This window comes from Carnobacterium sp. (assembly GCF_049673005.1).
Taxonomy (GTDB): Bacteria; Bacillota; Bacilli; order Lactobacillales; family Carnobacteriaceae; genus Carnobacterium_A.
The window spans coordinates 1-19,513 of sequence record NZ_JBATXB010000068.1 but is presented as its reverse complement, the minus strand read 5'-3'; the positions used below and the strand labels follow the sequence as shown (position 1 = coordinate 19,513).

Below are 19,513 nucleotides of genomic sequence, written 5' to 3'. Positions count from 1 at the left end.
TGCAATCTATTCTCACACATTTAGCCATCCATTACTTATCTTCGCAAATTGCGTCCAGTCTTCTTTTGGCTAAAGGCTTTCTCTGAAAAACTTTCAAAGAATTGTTGATTGTTTTCAGAATTACGCAGAGCCTTAATAAATTGATCAGTTAATTCTAGAGAATCGCTTATCATTGCGTGACGAAGCTTCCAAATCTCATCTAAATGAATTTGGTTTAACAACAATTCTTCTTTTCGCGTACTTGATTTTTTAACATCAATAGCCGGATATATACGTCGTTCTGAAAGCTCTCTTGATAAATGCAGTTCTGAATTCCCAGTTCCTTTAAACTCTTCATAAATAATATCATCCATACGGCTACCCGTTTCAACTAAAGCTGTTGCTAGTATAGTTAAACTACCGCCTTCTTCGATATTTCTCGCTGCTCCAAAAAACTTTTTCGGTCGATAAAGAGCTGCGGGGTCAATACCACCACTTAATGTCCTACCACTTGCAGGGATAACCAAATTATAGGCACGTGCCAAACGAGTAATACTATCCATTAAGATAATGACATCTTGTTTGTCTTCCACCAAACGCATGGCTCTTTCTAACACTAGCTCAGCAACACGAACGTGGTTTTGAGGTTGTTGATCAAAAGTCGACGAAACAACTTCACCTTTCACACTACGTTCTATATCCGTTACTTCTTCTGGACGCTCATCAATTAGCAAAACAATTAGCTCAGCTTCAGGATAATTTTCAGCAATTCCGTTTGCAATTTCTTTTAACAAGGTCGTTTTCCCGGCTTTTGGTGGTGCAACGATTAAACCACGCTGACCAAATCCAACTGGAGCCACAATATCAATCATACGAGCAGAAATATTAGATTGTCCTGTTTCTAGTTTAATCTGACGGTCAGGATAAAGTGGCGTTAATGCTGGAAAATGAGATCTCTCTTTAGCTTGTTCGGGATCACTGCCATTTACTTTACTAACGTGCATTAATCCATAATATCGCTCAGACGGCTTTGGAGGCCTAGCTTTACCAGTTACCTTATCTCCATTTCGCAATCCAAATCGTTTAATTTGTGAGGCGGAAATATAAACATCTTCTTTGCTAGATGTGTAGTTAATTGGTCTTAAAAAACCAAAGTCTTGTTGTGCCATAATGTCTAATACACCTTCAGCAATAAAGAAGCCTTGTTTTTCTTCTTGTGCTCTTATTACCGCTAAAGCTAATTCTTTCTTGTTCATTTGACTATAATAAGGAATTTTTAATTCTTTTGCATAAGCATAAATTTCTTTTAATGTTTTTTCTTCTAGTTGTTCGACTGTTAATATTTCACTCATATTCTAGGCTCCTATATTATAGTATCTTCAACTTCTATCATTTTAACGTCTGCACCTAAATCAGTCAATTTATCAATAATATGATCGTAGCCTCGTAAAATATTTTCCACACCTGTGATTGTTGTTGTACCTTCAGCCATCAAACCCGCTATCACTAAACAAGCACCTGCTCTCAAATCACTAGCTTCAACTTCTACCCCTTTTAATTTGCAAGGACCTTCTAGTAAGATTAAATCTCCTTCTACACGCGCTTTTGCACCCATTCGAACTAGCTCCGGAATATGCTTAACTCGCTTAGCATAAATCGTATCTAAAATTGTTGATTCGCCTACCGTTTTTAGTATCAAAGGTGTTAAAGGTTGTTGCAAGTCAGTTGCAAAACCTGGATAAGGAAGCGTCTTAACGTTAATTGGTTTTAATGGGAGTTGAGCTTCTTTCACACGAATACTATCTTCGTCGATGGTCATAGGAATTCCCATTTCTTCCATTTTCGCTACTAATCCTTCTAAGTGTTCCACAATAACATTTTGTACTGTAATGTCTGTACCAATTGCCCCAGCTAAAGCTAAATAGGTTCCGGCCTCAATTCTATCTGGGATAACAGTGTGTCTGCAACCATGAAGTTCCTTGACTCCTTCGATACGAAGAATATCCGTTCCTGCTCCACGAACTTTTGCACCCATATTATTTAGCAATGTTGCTACATCGATAATTTCGGGTTCACGAGCAGCATTTTCTATAATCGTTGTTCCTTTTGCTTTAACAGCAGCGAGCATTACATTAAGCGTTGCTCCAATCGAAACGACATCTAGATAAATACGACTGCCTTTCAACCCTTCTTCAGGCGTTCTAAGATACATCGCGCCTAATTCATTCTCAACTGTTGCACCTAATGCTCGAAAACCTTTTAAATGTTGGTCTATTGGGCGTGGCCCTAAAAAACAGCCGCCTGGCAAGCCAACAACTCCTTGTCCATATTTAGTTAATAATGCTCCCATAAAATAATATGATGCACGTAAACTTTGTATTTTACCACTAGGCATAGGAATAGAAATCATTTCAGTCGGATCTATGATTAAGGTTGAACCATCAAAATCAGTTTTCACATGCATAATATTTAAAATTTCAATTAACGAATGAACATCTTGGATATCTGGAACTCCTTCTAAGGTAACTGGAGAATCAGCAAGGATTGAAGCTGGGATCAAAGCAACTGCACTATTTTTAGCCCCATTGATTGTAACTGTCCCACTTAACTTCTTTCCTCCATTAATAACTATTTTTTTCATTTTTTTACCTCACTTTTATCATTTTAACCATTTATTCTTTTTTATTAGCCATTACTTTAAAATTATCTTCGTCACAATGCTCTGTACAGCACAGGCAATACTTTTATATTAATGAACCATCTCTAATCATTATTCAAGAAAGTATTTTTTTATAAAATTAAAACTCGTCATCCTATAGATGAAAAGTCAATTTGTAATACATACATTAAAGTTTAAATTTTCTTATTTTGACTTTTAAATCCTTAAAACAAGCTACTACAGTAGTGTACAACATTGTTTTTTTATTAAACACTGATTAATGGTACTATACTATTGGTTAATATACAATTCTTATTATATTTGTAATAAAGCAAATAGTCTAGAAAACAGATTTATTTCAGCTGAAACGAACAAAAAAACACCCACAATTATTATAATTGTGGGCGCCTTTTTTTTGTTCATTTAAATTTGAATTAAGCTTTGTTTGATGAACCAAAACGTTGCATAGTTGTTTTAACTGTAGCAACAATTCTTTCTTTACCTGGTGCAATAACTTTACGAGGATCGTAAACTTTATCGTCAGTAGCTAGTTTTTCACGAACACCTGCAGTCCAAACTTGTTGCAACTCAGTGTTCACGTTGATTTTAGAGTGACCATTTTCAATAGCTTTTTTGATTTGGAATTCAGGAATTCCAGATCCGCCATGTAATACTAAAGGAGCATGAGTTAAGTCAGAAATTTCTTTCATTTCGTCAAATCCTAAAACAGGTTCACCTTCGTAGTCGCCATGAACAGAGCCTAAAGCTGCTGCTAAAGCATCAATGTTTGCTTCTTTAACCATACGTAGACATTCTTGAGGATCAGCATATTGAACTCCGCCAGTAACGCCATCTTCCGTTCCGCCAACTGTTCCTACTTCAGCTTCTACAGAAGCACCTTTTGAATGAGCATATTCAACAACTTTTTTAGTTGCAGCAATATTTTCATCAATTGGGTATGCTGAGTTATCAATCATTACTGAAGAGAAACCAGCATCAATAGCAGATTTACAGCTTTCGAATGAAGAACCATGGTCTAAGTGTAATGCAACAGGAACAGTAATGTTCATTGTTTCCATTAGAGCTTCAGTCATTGCAGCAACAACTAGTGTGCCACCCATGTATTTTCCAGCGCCTTCAGATACTCCTAGAATTACTGGAGAGTTTTCTGCTTGTGCCGCTTCTAAAACTGCTTGTGTCCACTCAAGGTTGTTGATGTTGAATTGACCTACAGCATATTTACCTTCTAATGCCTTATTTAACATATCTGTCATACTAACTAAACGACTCATATATTTTTTCCTCCTTAAGGAAAGGTTTTATTTGTCAAGGTTTCCCCTTAACCAACATTTGTATTATACCAAACAAAATAAACAAATTCTAGACTTAAAGCCTTAATTGTTACGATTAAGCGTATCTACTACTTATAACTAGTGTTGGTTTTCTAATGATGCTCTAACAAATCCTGTAAATAATTTTTGTGGACGGTTTGGACGTGAAAGAAACTCTGGATGAAATTGGCAAGCTACGTAAAATGGGTGGTCTGATAATTCAACAATTTCAACTAAGCGATTATCAGGTGAAACTCCAGAAAACACCATTCCTTTATCTTCTAGTTGTGTACGGTACTCATTATTAAACTCATAGCGGTGACGGTGACGTTCTTGAACGACTTCCACGTTGCCATAATTTTGAGCTGCAACAGAACCAGCTTTCAATTTACACGGGTATAATCCAAGACGCAATGTTCCACCCATTTCTACAACATCTTTTTGATCACTCATTAAATCAATAATATTATGTGGTGTTTTAGGATCTGTTTCCGTAGAATGGGCACCTTCAAGACCAACTACGTTTCGAGCATACTCAACACATGCCAATTGCATCCCTAGACAGATACCAAAGAAAGGCACTGTATTTTCGCGAGCATATTGGATAGCGGCAATCTTACCTTCTAATCCACGATCACCAAAGCCACCTGGGACTAAAATGCCATCCGCATCTTTCAATAACTCTGCTGCATTAGAAGTTGTTACTTCATCTGCATTAATCCAGTCTATTTCAATCTCTGAATCTTCTGCATAACCAGCATGGCTCAATGATTCCACTACTGACAAGTATGCATCAGGTAATTCAACGTATTTACCCACTAAGGCAATTTTTGTTTTTTTAGACAGGTTTAATACTTTTTCTTCTAGCTTAATCCACTCTGTCATATCAGCAGGAGGGGCATCAATTTTCAAGTGATCACATACAATTTGATCCATACCTTGTTTTTGTAAATTTAAAGGAATGGAGTACAATGTGTCAACATCTAATGATTCGATTACTGCTTCGGGTGCCACATCACAAAAAGAAGCCAATTTATCTTTTACACTTTGTGAAACTGGACGTTCACTACGTACCACTAAAATATTAGGCTGAATGCCCAATCCTCTTAATTCTTTAACACTATGTTGCGTTGGTTTTGTTTTCATCTCTCCAGCAGCTCCAAGATAAGGAATTAACGTTGTATGAATATACATCACGTTATCCGTCCCAACATCTCGTTTCATTTGGCGTAATGCTTCTAGAAATGGTAAAGACTCAATATCCCCAACTGTTCCGCCAACTTCTGTGATTACAATATCAGAATCCGTTGTTTGACCCGCACGCATCATTTTTTCTTTAATTTCATTTGTAATATGAGGAATAACTTGAACTGTCGCTCCAAGGTATTCTCCTTTGCGCTCTTTGCGTATAACTTCTGAATAAACTTTTCCCGTCGTTACGTTAGAATAGCGGTTTAAGTTAATGTCAATAAATCTTTCGTAATGCCCTAAGTCTAAATCTGTTTCTGCTCCATCATCTGTAACAAAAACTTCCCCATGTTGATAAGGACTCATTGTTCCTGGATCTACGTTAATATAAGGATCGAATTTTTGAATTGTTACTTTTAACCCTCTGTTTTTCAATAATCTTCCCAGTGAAGCTGCTGCAATTCCTTTGCCTATTGAAGAAACCACTCCACCTGTTACAAAAATATATTTTGTCATTTAATCGAACTCCTTTTTGATATAATTGGGTAGTCAAACAAAAAAAAACAAAGCCCCCTATTCCGTTGAGAATAGGGAGCTGGTAAATTACTTTTAGTCCTTGTCCCTTAAAAAAAAATTAAGGGAGCCCAATAAATATGATACAGCCTCAGACAACTATCGTCAAGGTTTTTATCGTATTTTTATTTGTTCCTTTTTTAAACGTTCGTTCTAGTCGTTTACAAACGTTCAATAACAGTGACTAGATTAATACTCTTTTTCTTCATCCAAATCTTCTGCATCGTCTTCGATAATGGTTAATTCACCTTCAACACCGTCAGGCAACTCGTCTTCCTCGTCTTCGTCTGCACCAATTTCAGTTAAATCTTTTTTGTATTTACCAATGTCTTCTTTATCTTCAGCCTCAATTACAACACCATCACTATCAATTAGAAGTTCTTCTTCCTCTTCTTCATCATCGTCTTCTGGATCGTCATTACTATAATCTATTTCATCCTCACTTGAAACAAACGCACTTACTTTTTTACGTTTTTTACGTTTTGGTGTTTCATCTTCATTTCCTTGAGTGACCTCTTCGTCAATAAAGTCTATTGGGTACCACGAACGTAAACCCCAACGATTTTCTCCAAGGGAAATAAAACTACCATTTATATTCAAATCAGTATAAAATTGTGACGTATTATTTTTTAATTTTTCTGCACTAAACCCTAAATATTCTTTGATTTCTTTCAATAAAGTCTCAAAATCTAAGACCTCGCCTTTTTGATCCAAAATAGCATGAGCGACTTCTATCATTGATAATTCGCTTTTATTTTGTCCTTCAAATCTTTCAAATTCCACGAAAGCCACGTCCTTTCAACAGTCTATTCTTTATCTTACTATATTTAGATGGTAAAAAGCAATTGTAATTTGTGTTCTCCTAATTTTTTTTTTCCTAGGTATAGATCGTATTCTAATTGCAGTTCGCCTGAAAAAGGTTCTTCTCTATAACTAATCTGCACCTGTCTTGTTACAGTCTCCATTGTAATCAATCCTTGCGGTGTTTGGTAACTTGTTTCAAAGCGCTCACCTTGTTCAAATTTCATTCGAGTAACTGTTTCTCCTCTCCGAATAAGTGTCACCACACCTGTTGCATCTATTTTAACTGTTACTGGAATTTCTATCTCATCATATGTTTCTTGATAGCGGATATAATAAGACCCATTCATATACACAACTTTTCCCATTTCACTGAATGCAAAACTTTCAGTGGATTCTCCTTGTGAAATAGTTGTTTTCATTTCTACTTTTGCTGGCATGCCTTTGCTTAAGTCTATTCCCATTAAAATTACCCCTTATTTTCATACATTTTATTCGTTCTATCTACTGTTCATTGATTTTTCATTAACTGATAGGCAGCAAATGAGATATCTTGCTCTTGAGGAATCGCTGCAGATTCTAACTCTTTTTGATAAGGTATTGGAATCGATTTTCCTCCAAGACGTTTGATAGGTTTTTTTAATGCATAAAAAGCACTGCTTTCTGCTACAATACTTGCTACCTCACCACCAAATCCACTTCGTTTCACAGCCTCATGAACAATCAAAAGCCTTCCTGTTTTTTTAACAGACTTGATTATCGCATCTTTGTCTAAAGGAACCAATGTACGTGGATCTATAATTTCTAATGAAATTCCTTCTAACGCTAATTGTTTAGCAACTTTTAGACTTTTATGGACCATAATTCCTGTTGCGATTACTGTGATGTCTTGACCTGCACGTTTTATATCAGCTACTCCAAATGGAATCACATATTTTCCGTTAGGAACCTCACTAGTTGTCTTGTAGCATAATTTATGTTCATAAAACATAACGGGATTGTTGTCTTCAATCGCTGCGTGCAACAATCCTTTAGCATCATACGCCGTTGATGGCTGCACTACTTTCAAACCCGGAATATGAGCTGTCCAATTTTCTAAACTCTGAGAATGTTGGGCTGCATGTCCCGTTCCTGATCCAGCAGCTGTCCTCATTACCATTGGCACCGAAACCTTTCCCCCGTACATATAATGAATTTTTGCGGCTTGGTTTACTAGCTGGTCCATAGCGATTGTGATAAAATCAGAAAATTGGATTTCAATGATTGGCCTCATACCCGTCATCGCAGATCCAACGGCTGCTCCAGCTAATACACTTTCTGATATCGGTGTATTTCGTATCCGCTCGGATCCATATTTTTGAAAAAGTCCCTTAGTAGCACCGAAACCGCCTCCGTAAAGAGCTATGTCTTCCCCCATTAAAAATACTCGTTCATCTTCTGACAAGGCTTCATCGAGTGCTTCATTGATTGCTGCTAAATATGTTATCTCCCGCATTTTAGTCCTCCTTATTTAGCGTACACATTGGTTTCCAAGTCAGCTAAGGTTACATCTTCCATTTTTTCGGCTTTATAAATAGCAGATTGAACACTTTCTTTGCTTTCTTTCTTCCACAAATTCAATTCATCTTCTGAAACTAACTTTGCCTCCAATAGCTGTTTTTCTGCTAGTAAAATAGGATCTTTTAATTGCCATTGATTCTCTTCTTCTTTAGTCCGGTATTCGCGTTTATCCGATTTTGAATGGCCCTTAGATCGGTAGGTTAACGCTTCAATTAAAGTTGGTCCTTTTCCATTACGGGCTTTTTTAATTGCAACTGACGTAGCATTAATAACCTCTAACCAATTATTACCGTCTATCGTTTTCCCTTCAAATCCATAACTTTCTGCTCGTTTTGATAATAAAGGAATATTTACCATTTGATTAATCGGACTGCTCATCCCATATTGATTGTTTTCAATAAAGAAAATAACAGGTAAATTCCAAATTGAAGCCAGATTTAAGGACTCATGAAAACTTCCCTCATTAGTCGAACCATCTCCTGCGTAACACATCACAACGGAAGATTTCTTTTCCATCTGAGCAGTTAAAGCTGCACCAACTGCAATTGGATACCCTCCGCCAACAATTCCATTCGATCCGAGATTACCCGTATCGCTATCGGCGATATGCATACTACCGCCTTTCCCATGATTCGTGCCGCCCTTTTTCCCAAATAACTCTGCCATCATTTTTGTCATGTCTGTGCCTTTAACGATTGTATTCGCATGTCCCCTATGAGTTGTAGTCATATAATCCGTTGGTTTTAATAAATAGCCACTTCCAACTGCTGTTGCCTCTTGCCCAATAGACAAATGGGTCGTGCCGTGTATTTTCCCTGCTGCAAATAAGGTTTCAACTTGTTCGTCAAAAAAACGTATTTGCCACATCAGTCGATACATTTTTTTAAAATCATCTAATATTAAGCCGGCTTGATTAGGTAAGCTCGGTTCCATTAAGTTCACCACTTTCCCTCATTAAATTTAGCATTCTTAATGTGTCTTAGTATAGCCTTTTTGATACAATATGGTCAATCTATCCAAATAGATTCTAATAAGCTGTATTTGTTTTATAAGGAGTTATCTTACTTCTATAGGAGTCTCTAATAAATTTTGGTATACTAATAAAGTATATAAAACAAGAATCTTAATAAAGGAAGTAATAGGATGACTTCATTCCAAAAAAAAGACTTTTTAACAAACCAACCTTACGCTCTTTATGACGCAGTATCAATGCCTTTTAAAAACCAAACAATCTCACATTTTGCTTTATCAGATAGTTTGACTACTGTTATTGGAAAGCAACAAAATAAAGCCGCTATTCATTTTTGGAGCACAGACCCTTTAGTTATTCTAGGAATGATGGATACTAAATTACCTTATCTATCAGATGGATTAGCTGTTCTTAAAGTTAATAACCAGCCATATATCGTCCGTAACTCAGGTGGTTTAGCTGTTGCGAGTGATAGTGGTGTACTTAATTTCTCGCTCATCTTCCCTGAAGAAGCAGCTAACCGAATCACGATTGATGAAGGATACGATTTCATGTACCGTCTAGTTAGCGAGACGCTTAAAGATTACAACAAAAAAATTGAAGCTTACGAGATTTCAGATTCTTACTGCCCCGGAGACTTTGACTTGAGTATTAATGGCAAAAAAATTGCTGGAATAGCACAACGACGTTTAAAAAACGGTGTTGCTATAATGATTTATTTGAGCGTGACGGGTAATCAAAATAAACGTGCTCAACTATTACAAGATTTTTATGCTGCTGGAGTACAAAACAAACAAGTCAAATGGCATTTCCCAAAAATTGACCCCGAAGTGATGGGGACGTTAGAGGAACTACTTGACGCTCAATTAACGATTCAAGACGTAAAAGAAAAAATCGTTCAAACCTTACGCAAACGGGATTGCATCATTGAACCTGGTGAATATTCATCAGAAATTTTGCATCTTTATGAAGATAGCAAACAAAAAATGATTGATCGTAACTTACAGATGTTAAAAGAAAATGCGCAAAAGGAGTTGTTAATATGACCCTTAACTACGATGCCGAAAAGTTATTGCCTATTGAACAAGTTTTCCGCGATCCTGTCCATGACTACATCCATATCCAACACCAACTCATTTTAGATTTAATTGATACGCGCGAATTCCAACGATTACGCCGAATTAAACAATTGGGAACGTCTTCTTTTACTTTTCACGGGGCTGAACACTCTCGTTTCACTCACTCGCTAGGCGTTTATGAAATTGCTCGGAGAATTTGTGATAAATTTGCTCGTAATTATCCTGAAAAAACTCCTGGAGATGGCGGATGGGATGATTCAGAACGCCTAGTTGTTTTGTGTGCCGCACTATTACATGATATTGGTCATGGTCCATATTCTCATACCTTTGAACGTATTTTCAAAACGGATCACGAAGCTATTACTGTTGAAATTATTCTATCTCCTGAAACTGAAATCAATAAATTATTGAAAAAAGTAGCAAATGATTTTCCAACTAAAGTAGCTAGCGTAATTCAAAAAACATATCCTAATCCACAAGTTGTCCAACTAATTTCTAGTCAAATCGATGCTGATCGAATGGATTACCTATTGCGTGATGCCTATTTTACGGGTGTTAACTATGGAACTTTTGATTTAACTAGGATTTTGCGTGTAATTCGTCCTTACAATGAGGGTATTGCTTTCCAAGTATCTGGTATGCATGCAGTAGAAGATTATATTGTTAGCCGGTATCAAATGTATATGCAAATCTACTTCCACCCTGTTTCTAGAAGTATGGAAGTTATCCTTGATCACCTACTAAAGCGTGCTAAAGAATTATATGCAGAGCCAACTATGACTCTGCATTCTAAAACTGATTTGCTCATTCCTTTTTTTGATCAAACGTCTACATTAGAAGATTACTTAAAATTGGATGATGGCGTTTTAGGGACGTATTTTACGTTATGGAGAGATGAAAAGGATCCTATTTTAAGCGATTTAGCTACGCGTTTTCTTGACCGTAAACCATTTAAATCTGTCCATTTTACAGATAAACAAGATCAGCTTGTTCTTCAAAAATTAACAGACCTTATTAGAGAAGCTGGTTACAACACCGAGTACTATACCGCAATCAATAATAGTTACGATTTACCTTATGACTTCTATCGCCCTAATCAACTCACTAACCGAACACAGATTGAACTCATGTATCCAGATGGTTCATTTGTTGAACTTTCGAAAGCTAGCGAAATCGTTTCTTCCTTAGCAGGAAAAATGAGAGGCGACGAACGATTCTATTTTCCAAAAGAATTTCTAAAGCCAAAAACAATTGAAGAAATCACTTTGTTCGAGCCTATTTATCAAGAATTTAAACGCTATATTAAAAATGATGCAATCATTCAACCTACAAAAACACTGGAGGAATAATACAAAATGACAATTGAACTCATCGCTATCGATTTAGATGGTACTTTATTAACCAACGATAAAAAAATTAGCCCAAAAGTGAAAGATACTTTAGCGAGAGCCAAGGAAAAAGGGATTAAAGTTGTTATCTGCACAGGCAGACCGTTACCTGGTGTGATGGATTTCTTAAAAGAATTAAATTTAGAAGAAACTGGAGATTATGCGATTACTTATAACGGAGCGCTTGTTCAGAGAACAGATGACGGTACAGCTATTGCCCATCACACAATGTCGTTTGATGACTTTATTGAAGTAGAAGCTATGAGCCAAAAGATTGGCGTTCATTGCCAGACTTTAGATGAGAAAGCTATTTATACAACTAATAAAGACATCAGCCCTTATACAATCCGAGAATCTTCTTTAGTCAACATGCCAGTTAAATATAGAAGTGTTCAAGAAATGGACTCTCATTTGGTTATTAGTAAAATGATGATGATTGATGAACCCGATATCTTAGATGCTGGAATCGCAGAGATCCCTGCATCCTTTTATGATAAGTACACCGTATTAAAAAGTGAACCTTTCTATTTAGAAGTGTTAAACAAAGCAGCCAGTAAAGGGCAAGCATTAAAGGATCTATCTGATATTTTATCTATTCCCAAAGAAAATATCATGGCTATCGGAGACAATGAAAATGATAGAGATATGTTAGTTTTTGCTGGTGTTGGAGTTGCTATGGGTAATGCCGTTAAAGGTATTAAAGAAATTAGTGATTATATCACTGATACAAATGAGTTGGATGGTGTTGCAACTGTTATCGAAAAATTAGCTTTTAATCATTAAAAAAATCTACTTTCGGGAGTCACTATTGTTGAAGTGATTTCCAAAAGTAGATTTTTTATTTTTTTTGGCTAAGTAATTCGCCGTTTAGCGCATAATTTTCTGGCTGCATTTCATTAAGAATAACGTGTACTTTCTCACTTGGAGCACCTGTATTTTTTGCAACAGCGTCTGTCACTTCCTTAACTAAGTTAATTTTCTGTTCCAGTGTGCGACCTGCTACTAATTCAATATGGACAAATGGCATGATTGTTCCTTCTTTCTTTTTTATCTTACCTTTTTTATCAATTTTTATAAAAGCGTTTCATTAGAGATTCTATTCATTATTTTGTATACTTGTATTGTACGAAAGATACTAGAAAGGAGTTTTGTTACATGTCAGAGTCAAAAGTTCTGTACCAAACTACTGCTATTAATACCGGAGGAAGAAATGGAGAAAGTCATCTTCCAGATAAATCTTTTTCGGTCCGTGTATCTACACCTAAAAAAATGGGAGGTCCTGGGCAAGGAAGTAACCCTGAACAACTTTTTGCATTAGGATACAGTGCCTGCTTTAATTCAGCATTGGAGCACATTATGAAAGAAGAAAATAGTAGTGGCAAGTCACAAGTCACTGCAACAATTGAGTTGCTTTCTGATCCTACTGATAATGGATTTAAGCTAGCTGCTACTATGGAAGTTGCCATTGAAGGAATGGACCTAACAGAAACAAAAAATTGGGCTGATAAAGCGCATGCTTTTTGTCCTTATTCAAAAGCAACCAAAGGCAACATGGATGTCACTGTAAAAGCTGTAGACTATAAAGAAGAAGTTTAAAAAACTAACTACCGTGAACGGCAAAGCCGGATTTTAAAATCCGGCTTTGCCGTTTATTTTTTTTAAACTTTATTTTGGTAAAGTGTTTTTTTCTTGTCTATCTTTTAGGTATTGTTCAACTGCCCAACGATGACTTCCTCGTTTCAACTTCTTCAAGGCTTCTGGAATACTCATCCATTCTACCCTATTAAAGTCTTCCAGTGGTTCACCAATTTCGCTCCAAGAGTCAACAACATAAAAATAAGCAGGATTGTGGTAGTACTTTTTACGGTGAGTAGAATAAAAATAATCTTCACCAGCTCCTATATATCTACCTACTTGTATCTCAAAGCCTAGTTCCTCTATAGATTCTCTTTTAAGAGTATCTTCATCCGATTCTTTTTGCTCTTTTTCGCCTCCAGGTAATAAATATGAGCCATTTGGTGGTGAAACAACAATTATTTTATCTGTTTTAGAATCTAATAAAACACCATATACGCCAATTCGTATATGATAGCGTTCTGTTTTTAGTCTTTCACCAAAAGTATGAGCAATCATATCTATTCCTCCCGAATACTAAATTTTTTCCTCATCTTATTCTCATTATCTTAACTGTTTAAATGAAAGGAGTCAATCCTAATCTTACATAATCGAGTAAGAGGGAACGATTAACTCCCGACCTCTCACACCACCGTCAGGTTTCCGGATTTCGACCCTGCGGACTGGTTGCGGTTCATAAGTTCCTTCTAGAAGTTTCATTTTCATGGAATCCCTATGTTGTACGATAGGCGATTGTAGGTTTTGTACAGGCATTTCATCTACACCGTGACAACCTTTATTGCGTTCTATCCGTTTAAGGGCAGATAGCCGATTCTACCGTGATACGATTCGTTCCATCAACATTCGATACGCCTCTTTCCTTATACAACCTTTGGCAGAAAGGATTTTTTTTGTTTAGTAAACTCATCCAATTGTACCTAGCCTTATATGAAGTTCGTGTTCCTCAGACCGGAGGTTTGCCACTCGCACCCTAGAGACTACATTCATGCTGGGCGCACTAAAAAAGCTAAGATAATTATTATCCTAGCTTTTACTCTTATTGCCATTCAGTTAAAGAATAGCTTCGTAATCTGTTTATTCGATTCTCGTTGCTTTACGAAGTGCTTTGTTTTGAAGAACTCCATATAATAACAGGCAATTAATTGGCGCTAAGACTAAATTTTGAACTACACGTGCTGGAAAAATAATGTATATTGCTTTATCCAATATAATTTTTATCCATAACGTATTTAACCCTAAGTTAATAAGTACCGTTGTTAATAAAACTGCGATAATAACCCGTTTAAGAGTCTTGGGCTTCTTATATAGGATCAAACCGTAAATAACTCCACCTAAAAAAGCAGATAGCGTAAAACCTGGGAAATATAAAGCAGCTTTTGGAAACAACATAATTCCCATGAAATCTGTCATCGCAGCAGCAACACCCGCAATCCACGGACCATAAAGCATCGCGATAATAGCTACTGGTAAAAAACCAAAACCAATACGGACAATAGGCGTTTCAATTGCCACAAACCTAGTCAATACAATATCCAATCCCATTAATAATCCAATAATTGAAATACTTCTTGCATCAAACTTATTCTTTCCCATCTTGAAGATCCCCTTTTAAGAGCTCCACACATAAAAACTATGCAGCGAATGCAGAAATAAAACCGCAAATTGCCTAGGCAATTCTTCGTCTGAGGGCAACATCCCATCCCTACAGCACTTAACGCTTCATTTCCTACTCTGTTTATTTGACTGACAAGTTGCTTTGACTTGTTGCCATCGATAACTATAGCACGATTTATGTTAATCTGACAATCTAATCTCACTAAAAATAAATCTTAAAAATAAAGCTCTTACTAGTTATTCTTAAATTATTTAGCTTGCATCTTAATACTTGTATTTACCTTAACTAATTGTTCTAATTTTTCTTCAACAGTTTTATTTACTTCACCCATTTTATCAACCACACTCATATAATCTAAATGCTCTTGTGTGCTCATACTCTCTTTGAATTGCATAATATTTTTTTGCATTTCTATTATCTTATTCAAAATATCTAAACTATCTCCGTAAGCATCGATAAACGCTTCTAATTCTGGTTTCATCTCAATTTCAACTTTAGTTTCTGCCATAATATTCCTCCTATTGTCTTTTTGTATCTTTCTTCCTTACTTATATATCTGCTTATTCATTTAATAATTAAGATTATTTCTTGTTTACATAAATCAATAAATTTTTAACTAAGTCCAGAATCTTTTTTTCATTATATCGAATTATTTCTTTTTGAAAAAGAAATACGTCCTCTTCCTTAAAATAAAAGATATCTAAACAAAGTTAAATTAAACCGATCTGAGCTGGAACATTCATACTTCAATAATAAGTATAAGTATTTCATTATATCAACAAGTTATTTTAAAAGAACAGTAATAAATAAGAATGTATGTTACAAGCAATTGCAGAAGACAAGGTACACACTGTGCCATGGTTATTAGAATTATTTATTCTTTCACCATCGAACAAAATCGCACGATTATCGTAATAAAGTAAATCATCTGCGCTATCTTTGAGATGTCCTCCTTTAATTAGGATGTAACAGCCTATTTTTTTTGAAATTTCTTTTGCTGTTCTATAGACTATCCACTAACTACTTGTTTAGCTAAGCAGTATAGATTCTTTGTTGCCTTATAATTATCTTTCTTAGCAAATAGTGCAGATATACAACAGATCCCATCTATCCCACTATTTTTTAGATTTAAAATAGTTGATTCATCTATTCCACCTATCGCCACTACCGGTATAGAGACGGAATCACAAATAACTTTTACCGTTTCAATAGAAACAATTGTTGCGTCTCTTTTCGTTTTCGTCTTAAATACAGCTCCAACCCCTATATAATCTGATCCATCTTTTTCAGCCTTCTTTGCAGTCTTAACTGTATTAGCAGAAACTCCAAGTATTTTATTTTCTCCTATAAGATTTCTTACCTTTTTAGCATCCGTATCCTCTTGTCCAATATGTACTCCACCTGTATCATATTTTATAGCAACCTCTATATTATCATTTATCACAAAAGGAATACGATACCTATCTGTTAATATTTTTATTTTGATTGCTTGATTTAAAAAATCATCAAAACCTAGTTTTTTTCTCTAACTTGAAGAAATGTTACTCTAGCCTTAAGCGCTTCTTCAATTTTTTTTACTCCAATCCAACTTCTATCCGTCACTGCATATAAAAGTAGCGTTTCTTTCTCTATTTTCAATTTTATTCCTTCTTTCAATATTTGATAATTAATTTTTGATAGCGAATCTATTAAAAACAGTTTATAACTAGCAATACCTCCCTCGATTTGCGCTAATTTTTCAAGAGCTATCTCACCCGCCAGACCCATATGTGCAACAGCCAAAGTAGTAGCCTCAAATAGATTATCTTTATTCGCGCCACAGTACGCACCTATAATCGTGCTTAACATACATCCGGTTCCATAAATCTTGGACATTAAGGGTGTCCCACTATATATGACATTTGCTTTCTCAGTGCTAGCAACGATATCTATCCCCCAGTTGTTTTACTTAAATTTTGACACATTTGAATCATATCAGCTAAATTAGTTTTTCCTATTTTATCCTCTTCATTAACATTTACACCTAAAGTTGTTCCACTTTCTTCATAGAGAGTTTTAATTTCTGAAGCATTTCCAGAAATAACAGAAAATGTAATTTCATCTACTAACCTAGAAACTGTCTCTTTCCTAAACTTAGAAGCTCCAATACCCACGGGATCTAGTACAACCGGATTATTTATTTGATTGGTCTCTTTCCCAGCCTTTACCATCGATTCCACTACACTTTCATTCAAAATACCTATATTAATAAACAGAGCATCACAAATAGACGTTATTTCCTCTACCTCTTTGATACAATCTGACATAATAGGAGAGCCTCCAACAGCAAGAATAACATTGGCACAATCATTTACTGTCACATAATTGGTAATCGAATGAACTAGCGGCCTTTTATTTTTAAGATTCGTATTTATATCAGTCCTCTCTTGTTCCTCCAAAAAATTAATCTTTTTATTTCTATTCTTTACTTAGTTAAAATAAATCTGACTTGTAAGTTCCCAAGTATTCAGTATATGTAAATTTTTATTATTACATCAAAGATAATCTATTTTTTTATTTCATTTATCTTTAATCCTTACTATGTTAAGATAATTAATCGTGGTACATTTCAAATAGAAAATATTTTTAAACAAAAGAAGGAAGGTATATATGCAAAATTATAAAAATGAGTGGTTTGGTAATATTAAAGGTGATATTTTAGCTGGAATTGTTGTTTGTTTAGCATTATTCCCTGAAGTTATTGGTTTTATGTTAGTTGCAGGTGTAGAGCCTGTTGTTGGTGTTTACGCAACTTTCTTCATTACAGCTGTTGCTGCTTTTTTTGGAGGAAGGACAGGTTTAATTTCTGCAGCTGCTGGTTCTGTTGCTTTAGTATTAGCTAATTTAGTTGCCGAATACGGTGTTAACTATCTTTTTGCTGCAACAATCTTAGCCGGTTTAATACAAGTAGTCTTAGGACTATTTAAAGTAGGCGTTCTGATGCGTTTCATACCAAAGCCGGTTATGCTTGGGTTTGTGAACGGCTTAGGTATCATGATGTTTCTATCTCAATTAGATCACTTTAAAGGTTCATCAATTTTAATCCTGCTAGGTATACTAGGAGTCGCTATCATTTTTTTAGCACCTAAACTAACTAAAAAAATTCCCGCTCCTATCATTTCAATTGTCATTATTACGGCTTTAGTTTTAGGATTAAACTTAAACGTTCAACTGTTAGGTGATCTTGGATCTATTTCTAGTGCATTGCCGAGTTTTGGAATTCCAAAAGTTCCTATGAACTTAGAAACGCTAAAAATTATTTTCCCGACTTCTCTCTCTGTTGCTATTGTTGGTTTAGTTGAATCCTTGTTAACTGCTCAACTGGTAGATGAAATAACAGAAACACCGAGTGATAAAAATCGCGAATCATTGAGCCAAGGATTAGGTAACGTAGCTTCTGGTTTCTTCGGTGGAATTGCTGGTTGTGGAATGATTGGTCAAACAATTATTAACCTCAACTATGGTGGTATCGGTCGTTTAGCTACATTCTTATCCGGTTTTTTCATGCTAATGTCTGTCGTTTTATTCAATGGTGTCGTCGTTCAAATTCCCATTATTGCTTTAGCAGCTGTAATGGTTGTCGTGGCTTATGAAACTATCGACTGGAGATCAGTTAAACGTTTAACTATTATGCCTAAAAATGAAAGTTTCGTCATGATTTTAACTATTGCTATTGTACTAATTACGCATAATCTAGCTTACGGTGTAGTTGCTGGAACTTTAATAAGTGCTATTTTTGCAGCATTTAAAATGACACACATCAGTATAGAACCAGGTCGAGATAACGATGACTATCATTACAAAGCTCACGGTCATCTTTACTTTGCATCAGCTGAAAAATTTACAGACTTTTTCATGAATGATTTTAATCATGAAGGTGAATTAGTTATTGACGTTAGTGCCATGACTCTCTGGGATTCAACAGCTGTTGAAGCTATCGATAAGTTAATCAGTAAAAATAAAATAGCTGGTTCAAATGTTACTCTTATAAATGCTAATAAACAAAGTGATGATCTTTTTAAAAAAATATCATCGCATCAAAAAAAATAGACTAATTCATACTTGTTTACACAAAGATGAGTAAGAAACGTAAAAAGAGGTTAGACTAAATCCTAACCTCTTTTTTATTAGCTTACTTTTTTTTCTTCTCAGAATCAACTGTCATCTTTTCACCTGTAAACGGATTCAATTCATAAGTCATGTCTCTTTTATTTTTCTTTTCTGCATCTGAAACATTTTTACCAAGTGCCCAATAATACAGACCTGTTGGTATAAGCATTATCAATAATATCAATCTTCCCCAACCCATTAAATCTCCTCCTAATGAATAAAAAATGATAGAGCATTAAATTAAATAAAGAAGCCATTTCTAGTTAGCTACTTTTTCTTTTTTTTATAAGAAAAATAACCGATTACTGTAAGAAAAATAGTTGGAATACTATAAGCTACTAGAACAATTAGATAGCCTATAAAAATCATTTCCTCAGTCTCCTCTCATTAGAAAACACGATTACTTCTTCTTATCATTATATCATACTGCACTAGCTTAACTAAATAAAAATCTCTCGTTAGTTTGTGTCAAGTTTTTCTCGAGCGCTCTATCACCATGCTAGTTTAGACGTTTTATTTTTGTACACTCATTAGCTACCGCACGGCTACGCCGCTTGCTGGCCCATCTTTTGGAAGAATATTCCTA

The 19,513-nt window shown here is 35.4% G+C and carries 21 protein-coding genes, 1 pseudogene and 1 riboswitch; of the genes and pseudogenes, 5 read left to right on the top strand and 17 right to left on the bottom strand.

Annotated features, from left to right (window positions below; translation table 11 throughout):
* Positions 1-35: 35 nt before the first annotated feature.
* The 8 genes from rho to WBF61_RS05480 all read right to left on the bottom strand — a co-directional run bounded on the left by rho (position 36) and on the right by WBF61_RS05480 (position 9,024).
* Positions 36-1,331, bottom strand: a complete 1,296-nt coding sequence (gene rho / locus WBF61_RS05515; protein ID WP_424254651.1) for a transcription termination factor Rho — start codon at positions 1,329-1,331, stop codon at positions 36-38.
* A gap of 11 nt (positions 1,332-1,342) precedes the next feature.
* Positions 1,343-2,620, bottom strand: coding sequence for a UDP-N-acetylglucosamine 1-carboxyvinyltransferase (locus WBF61_RS05510; RefSeq protein ID WP_424254649.1), 1,278 nt, complete (start codon positions 2,618-2,620; stop codon positions 1,343-1,345).
* Between the two features lie 452 nt (positions 2,621-3,072).
* The gene (gene fba, locus WBF61_RS05505; RefSeq protein ID WP_424254647.1) at positions 3,073-3,930 is read right to left on the bottom strand and encodes a class II fructose-1,6-bisphosphate aldolase; all 858 of its coding nucleotides are present in this window, start codon (positions 3,928-3,930) and stop codon (positions 3,073-3,075) included.
* A 138-nt stretch (positions 3,931-4,068) separates the two neighbouring features.
* Positions 4,069-5,673 carry a CTP synthase gene (locus WBF61_RS05500; protein WP_424254645.1) on the bottom strand — a complete coding sequence of 535 codons (1,605 nt, stop codon included), beginning with the start codon at positions 5,671-5,673 and terminating at the stop codon, positions 4,069-4,071.
* Positions 5,674-5,919: 246 nt separating this feature from the next.
* Positions 5,920-6,513 carry a DNA-directed RNA polymerase subunit delta gene (gene rpoE / locus WBF61_RS05495; protein ID WP_424254643.1) on the bottom strand — a complete coding sequence of 198 codons (594 nt, stop codon included), beginning with the start codon at positions 6,511-6,513 and terminating at the stop codon, positions 5,920-5,922.
* 44 nt (positions 6,514-6,557) lie between these two features.
* Entirely contained in the window at positions 6,558-6,995 is a 438-nt protein-coding gene (locus WBF61_RS05490) for a DUF1934 domain-containing protein (protein WP_424254641.1), read from the bottom strand.
* Positions 6,996-7,042: 47 nt separating this feature from the next.
* Complete coding sequence (locus WBF61_RS05485) at positions 7,043-8,026, bottom strand: alpha-ketoacid dehydrogenase subunit beta (protein WP_424254639.1); 984 nt, start codon at positions 8,024-8,026, stop codon at positions 7,043-7,045.
* A gap of 11 nt (positions 8,027-8,037) precedes the next feature.
* Positions 8,038-9,024 carry a thiamine pyrophosphate-dependent dehydrogenase E1 component subunit alpha gene (locus WBF61_RS05480; protein WP_424254673.1) on the bottom strand — a complete coding sequence of 329 codons (987 nt, stop codon included), beginning with the start codon at positions 9,022-9,024 and terminating at the stop codon, positions 8,038-8,040.
* Between the two features lie 210 nt (positions 9,025-9,234).
* Here WBF61_RS05480 and WBF61_RS05475 point away from each other — a divergent pair, with 210 nt between their 5' ends.
* The 3 genes from WBF61_RS05475 to yidA are packed head-to-tail and all read left to right on the top strand — an operon-like array spanning position 9,235 to position 12,311.
* The gene (locus WBF61_RS05475; RefSeq protein WP_424254637.1) at positions 9,235-10,107 is read left to right on the top strand and encodes a lipoate--protein ligase family protein; all 873 of its coding nucleotides are present in this window, start codon (positions 9,235-9,237) and stop codon (positions 10,105-10,107) included.
* Positions 10,104-11,489, top strand: coding sequence for an HD domain-containing protein (locus WBF61_RS05470; protein WP_424254635.1), 1,386 nt, complete (start codon positions 10,104-10,106; stop codon positions 11,487-11,489). The genes WBF61_RS05475 and WBF61_RS05470 overlap by 4 nt, the downstream gene beginning before the upstream one ends.
* 6 nt (positions 11,490-11,495) lie before the next feature.
* A complete protein-coding gene (gene yidA / locus WBF61_RS05465) occupies positions 11,496-12,311 on the top strand; it encodes a sugar-phosphatase (RefSeq protein ID WP_424254633.1) in 816 nt (271 codons plus the stop codon).
* A 55-nt stretch (positions 12,312-12,366) separates the two neighbouring features.
* On the opposite strand, the gene WBF61_RS05460 is transcribed toward yidA, so the two are convergent.
* The gene (locus WBF61_RS05460) at positions 12,367-12,555 is read right to left on the bottom strand and encodes a 2-hydroxymuconate tautomerase (protein ID WP_424254631.1); all 189 of its coding nucleotides are present in this window, start codon (positions 12,553-12,555) and stop codon (positions 12,367-12,369) included.
* Positions 12,556-12,683: 128 nt separating this feature from the next.
* On the opposite strand from WBF61_RS05460, the gene WBF61_RS05455 reads away from it, so the two are divergent.
* Positions 12,684-13,124 (top strand): organic hydroperoxide resistance protein, encoded by a 441-nt coding sequence (locus WBF61_RS05455; RefSeq protein ID WP_424254630.1) that lies wholly within the window; start codon positions 12,684-12,686, stop codon positions 13,122-13,124.
* A 69-nt stretch (positions 13,125-13,193) separates the two neighbouring features.
* Here the strand turns inward: WBF61_RS05455 and WBF61_RS05450 are convergent, their stop codons facing one another.
* The 7 genes and pseudogenes from WBF61_RS05450 to WBF61_RS05420 all read right to left on the bottom strand — a co-directional run bounded on the left by WBF61_RS05450 (position 13,194) and on the right by WBF61_RS05420 (position 17,216).
* Positions 13,194-13,661, bottom strand: coding sequence for an NUDIX hydrolase (locus WBF61_RS05450; RefSeq protein ID WP_424254628.1), 468 nt, complete (start codon positions 13,659-13,661; stop codon positions 13,194-13,196).
* 576 nt (positions 13,662-14,237) lie between these two features.
* The gene (locus WBF61_RS05445; protein WP_424254626.1) at positions 14,238-14,756 is read right to left on the bottom strand and encodes a folate family ECF transporter S component; all 519 of its coding nucleotides are present in this window, start codon (positions 14,754-14,756) and stop codon (positions 14,238-14,240) included.
* A 40-nt stretch (positions 14,757-14,796) separates the two neighbouring features.
* Positions 14,797-14,899: riboswitch (THF riboswitch) on the bottom strand.
* 126 nt (positions 14,900-15,025) lie between these two features.
* Positions 15,026-15,286 (bottom strand): hypothetical protein, encoded by a 261-nt coding sequence (locus WBF61_RS05440; protein WP_424254625.1) that lies wholly within the window; start codon positions 15,284-15,286, stop codon positions 15,026-15,028.
* Positions 15,287-15,566: 280 nt separating this feature from the next.
* Positions 15,567-15,791: a bifunctional hydroxymethylpyrimidine kinase/phosphomethylpyrimidine kinase gene (locus WBF61_RS05435; protein ID WP_424254672.1), complete on the bottom strand. Its 225-nt coding sequence runs from the start codon at positions 15,789-15,791 to the stop codon at positions 15,567-15,569.
* A pseudogene (gene thiE, locus WBF61_RS05430) lies at positions 15,788-16,276 on the bottom strand (thiamine phosphate synthase); the annotation flags it as partial. The gene WBF61_RS05435 and the pseudogene thiE, both read right to left, overlap by 4 nt.
* A 14-nt stretch (positions 16,277-16,290) precedes the next feature.
* Positions 16,291-16,653, bottom strand: coding sequence for a hydroxyethylthiazole kinase (locus WBF61_RS05425; protein WP_424254624.1), 363 nt, complete (start codon positions 16,651-16,653; stop codon positions 16,291-16,293).
* 53 nt (positions 16,654-16,706) lie between these two features.
* Entirely contained in the window at positions 16,707-17,216 is a 510-nt protein-coding gene (locus WBF61_RS05420; protein WP_424254622.1) for a hydroxyethylthiazole kinase, read from the bottom strand.
* Between the two features lie 211 nt (positions 17,217-17,427).
* On the opposite strand from WBF61_RS05420, the gene WBF61_RS05415 reads away from it, so the two are divergent.
* Positions 17,428-18,867, top strand: coding sequence for a SulP family inorganic anion transporter (locus WBF61_RS05415; RefSeq protein WP_424254621.1), 1,440 nt, complete (start codon positions 17,428-17,430; stop codon positions 18,865-18,867).
* Positions 18,868-18,949: 82 nt separating this feature from the next.
* On the opposite strand, the gene WBF61_RS05410 is transcribed toward WBF61_RS05415, so the two are convergent.
* The gene (locus tag WBF61_RS05410; RefSeq protein WP_424254620.1) at positions 18,950-19,126 is read right to left on the bottom strand and encodes a hypothetical protein; all 177 of its coding nucleotides are present in this window, start codon (positions 19,124-19,126) and stop codon (positions 18,950-18,952) included.
* Positions 19,127-19,513 lie beyond the last annotated feature (387 nt).

Excerpts from the sequence above, each read along its gene's own strand:
- WBF61_RS05445 (WP_424254626.1), bottom strand. The coding sequence starts at position 14,756 with ATGGGAAAGAATAAGTTTGATGCAAGAAGTATTTCAATTATTGGATTA.
- WBF61_RS05480 (WP_424254673.1), bottom strand. The coding sequence starts at position 9,024 with ATGGAACCGAGCTTACCTAATCAAGCCGGCTTAATATTAGATGATTTT.
- WBF61_RS05410 (WP_424254620.1), bottom strand. The coding sequence starts at position 19,126 with ATGGGTTGGGGAAGATTGATATTATTGATAATGCTTATACCAACAGGT.
- WBF61_RS05415 (WP_424254621.1), top strand. The coding sequence starts at position 17,428 with ATGCAAAATTATAAAAATGAGTGGTTTGGTAATATTAAAGGTGATATT.
- WBF61_RS05510 (WP_424254649.1), bottom strand. The coding sequence starts at position 2,620 with ATGAAAAAAATAGTTATTAATGGAGGAAAGAAGTTAAGTGGGACAGTT.
- rho (WP_424254651.1), bottom strand. The coding sequence starts at position 1,331 with ATGAGTGAAATATTAACAGTCGAACAACTAGAAGAAAAAACATTAAAA.
- WBF61_RS05485 (WP_424254639.1), bottom strand. The coding sequence starts at position 8,026 with ATGCGGGAGATAACATATTTAGCAGCAATCAATGAAGCACTCGATGAA.
- WBF61_RS05470 (WP_424254635.1), top strand. The coding sequence starts at position 10,104 with ATGACCCTTAACTACGATGCCGAAAAGTTATTGCCTATTGAACAAGTT.
- WBF61_RS05460 (WP_424254631.1), bottom strand. The coding sequence starts at position 12,555 with ATGCCATTTGTCCATATTGAATTAGTAGCAGGTCGCACACTGGAACAG.
- WBF61_RS05450 (WP_424254628.1), bottom strand. The coding sequence starts at position 13,661 with ATGATTGCTCATACTTTTGGTGAAAGACTAAAAACAGAACGCTATCAT.
- WBF61_RS05475 (WP_424254637.1), top strand. The coding sequence starts at position 9,235 with ATGACTTCATTCCAAAAAAAAGACTTTTTAACAAACCAACCTTACGCT.
- WBF61_RS05425 (WP_424254624.1), bottom strand. The coding sequence starts at position 16,653 with ATGTCCAAGATTTATGGAACCGGATGTATGTTAAGCACGATTATAGGT.
- WBF61_RS05455 (WP_424254630.1), top strand. The coding sequence starts at position 12,684 with ATGTCAGAGTCAAAAGTTCTGTACCAAACTACTGCTATTAATACCGGA.
- WBF61_RS05440 (WP_424254625.1), bottom strand. The coding sequence starts at position 15,286 with ATGGCAGAAACTAAAGTTGAAATTGAGATGAAACCAGAATTAGAAGCG.
- yidA (WP_424254633.1), top strand. The coding sequence starts at position 11,496 with ATGACAATTGAACTCATCGCTATCGATTTAGATGGTACTTTATTAACC.
- WBF61_RS05490 (WP_424254641.1), bottom strand. The coding sequence starts at position 6,995 with ATGGGAATAGACTTAAGCAAAGGCATGCCAGCAAAAGTAGAAATGAAA.
- WBF61_RS05500 (WP_424254645.1), bottom strand. The coding sequence starts at position 5,673 with ATGACAAAATATATTTTTGTAACAGGTGGAGTGGTTTCTTCAATAGGC.
- fba (WP_424254647.1), bottom strand. The coding sequence starts at position 3,930 with ATGAGTCGTTTAGTTAGTATGACAGATATGTTAAATAAGGCATTAGAA.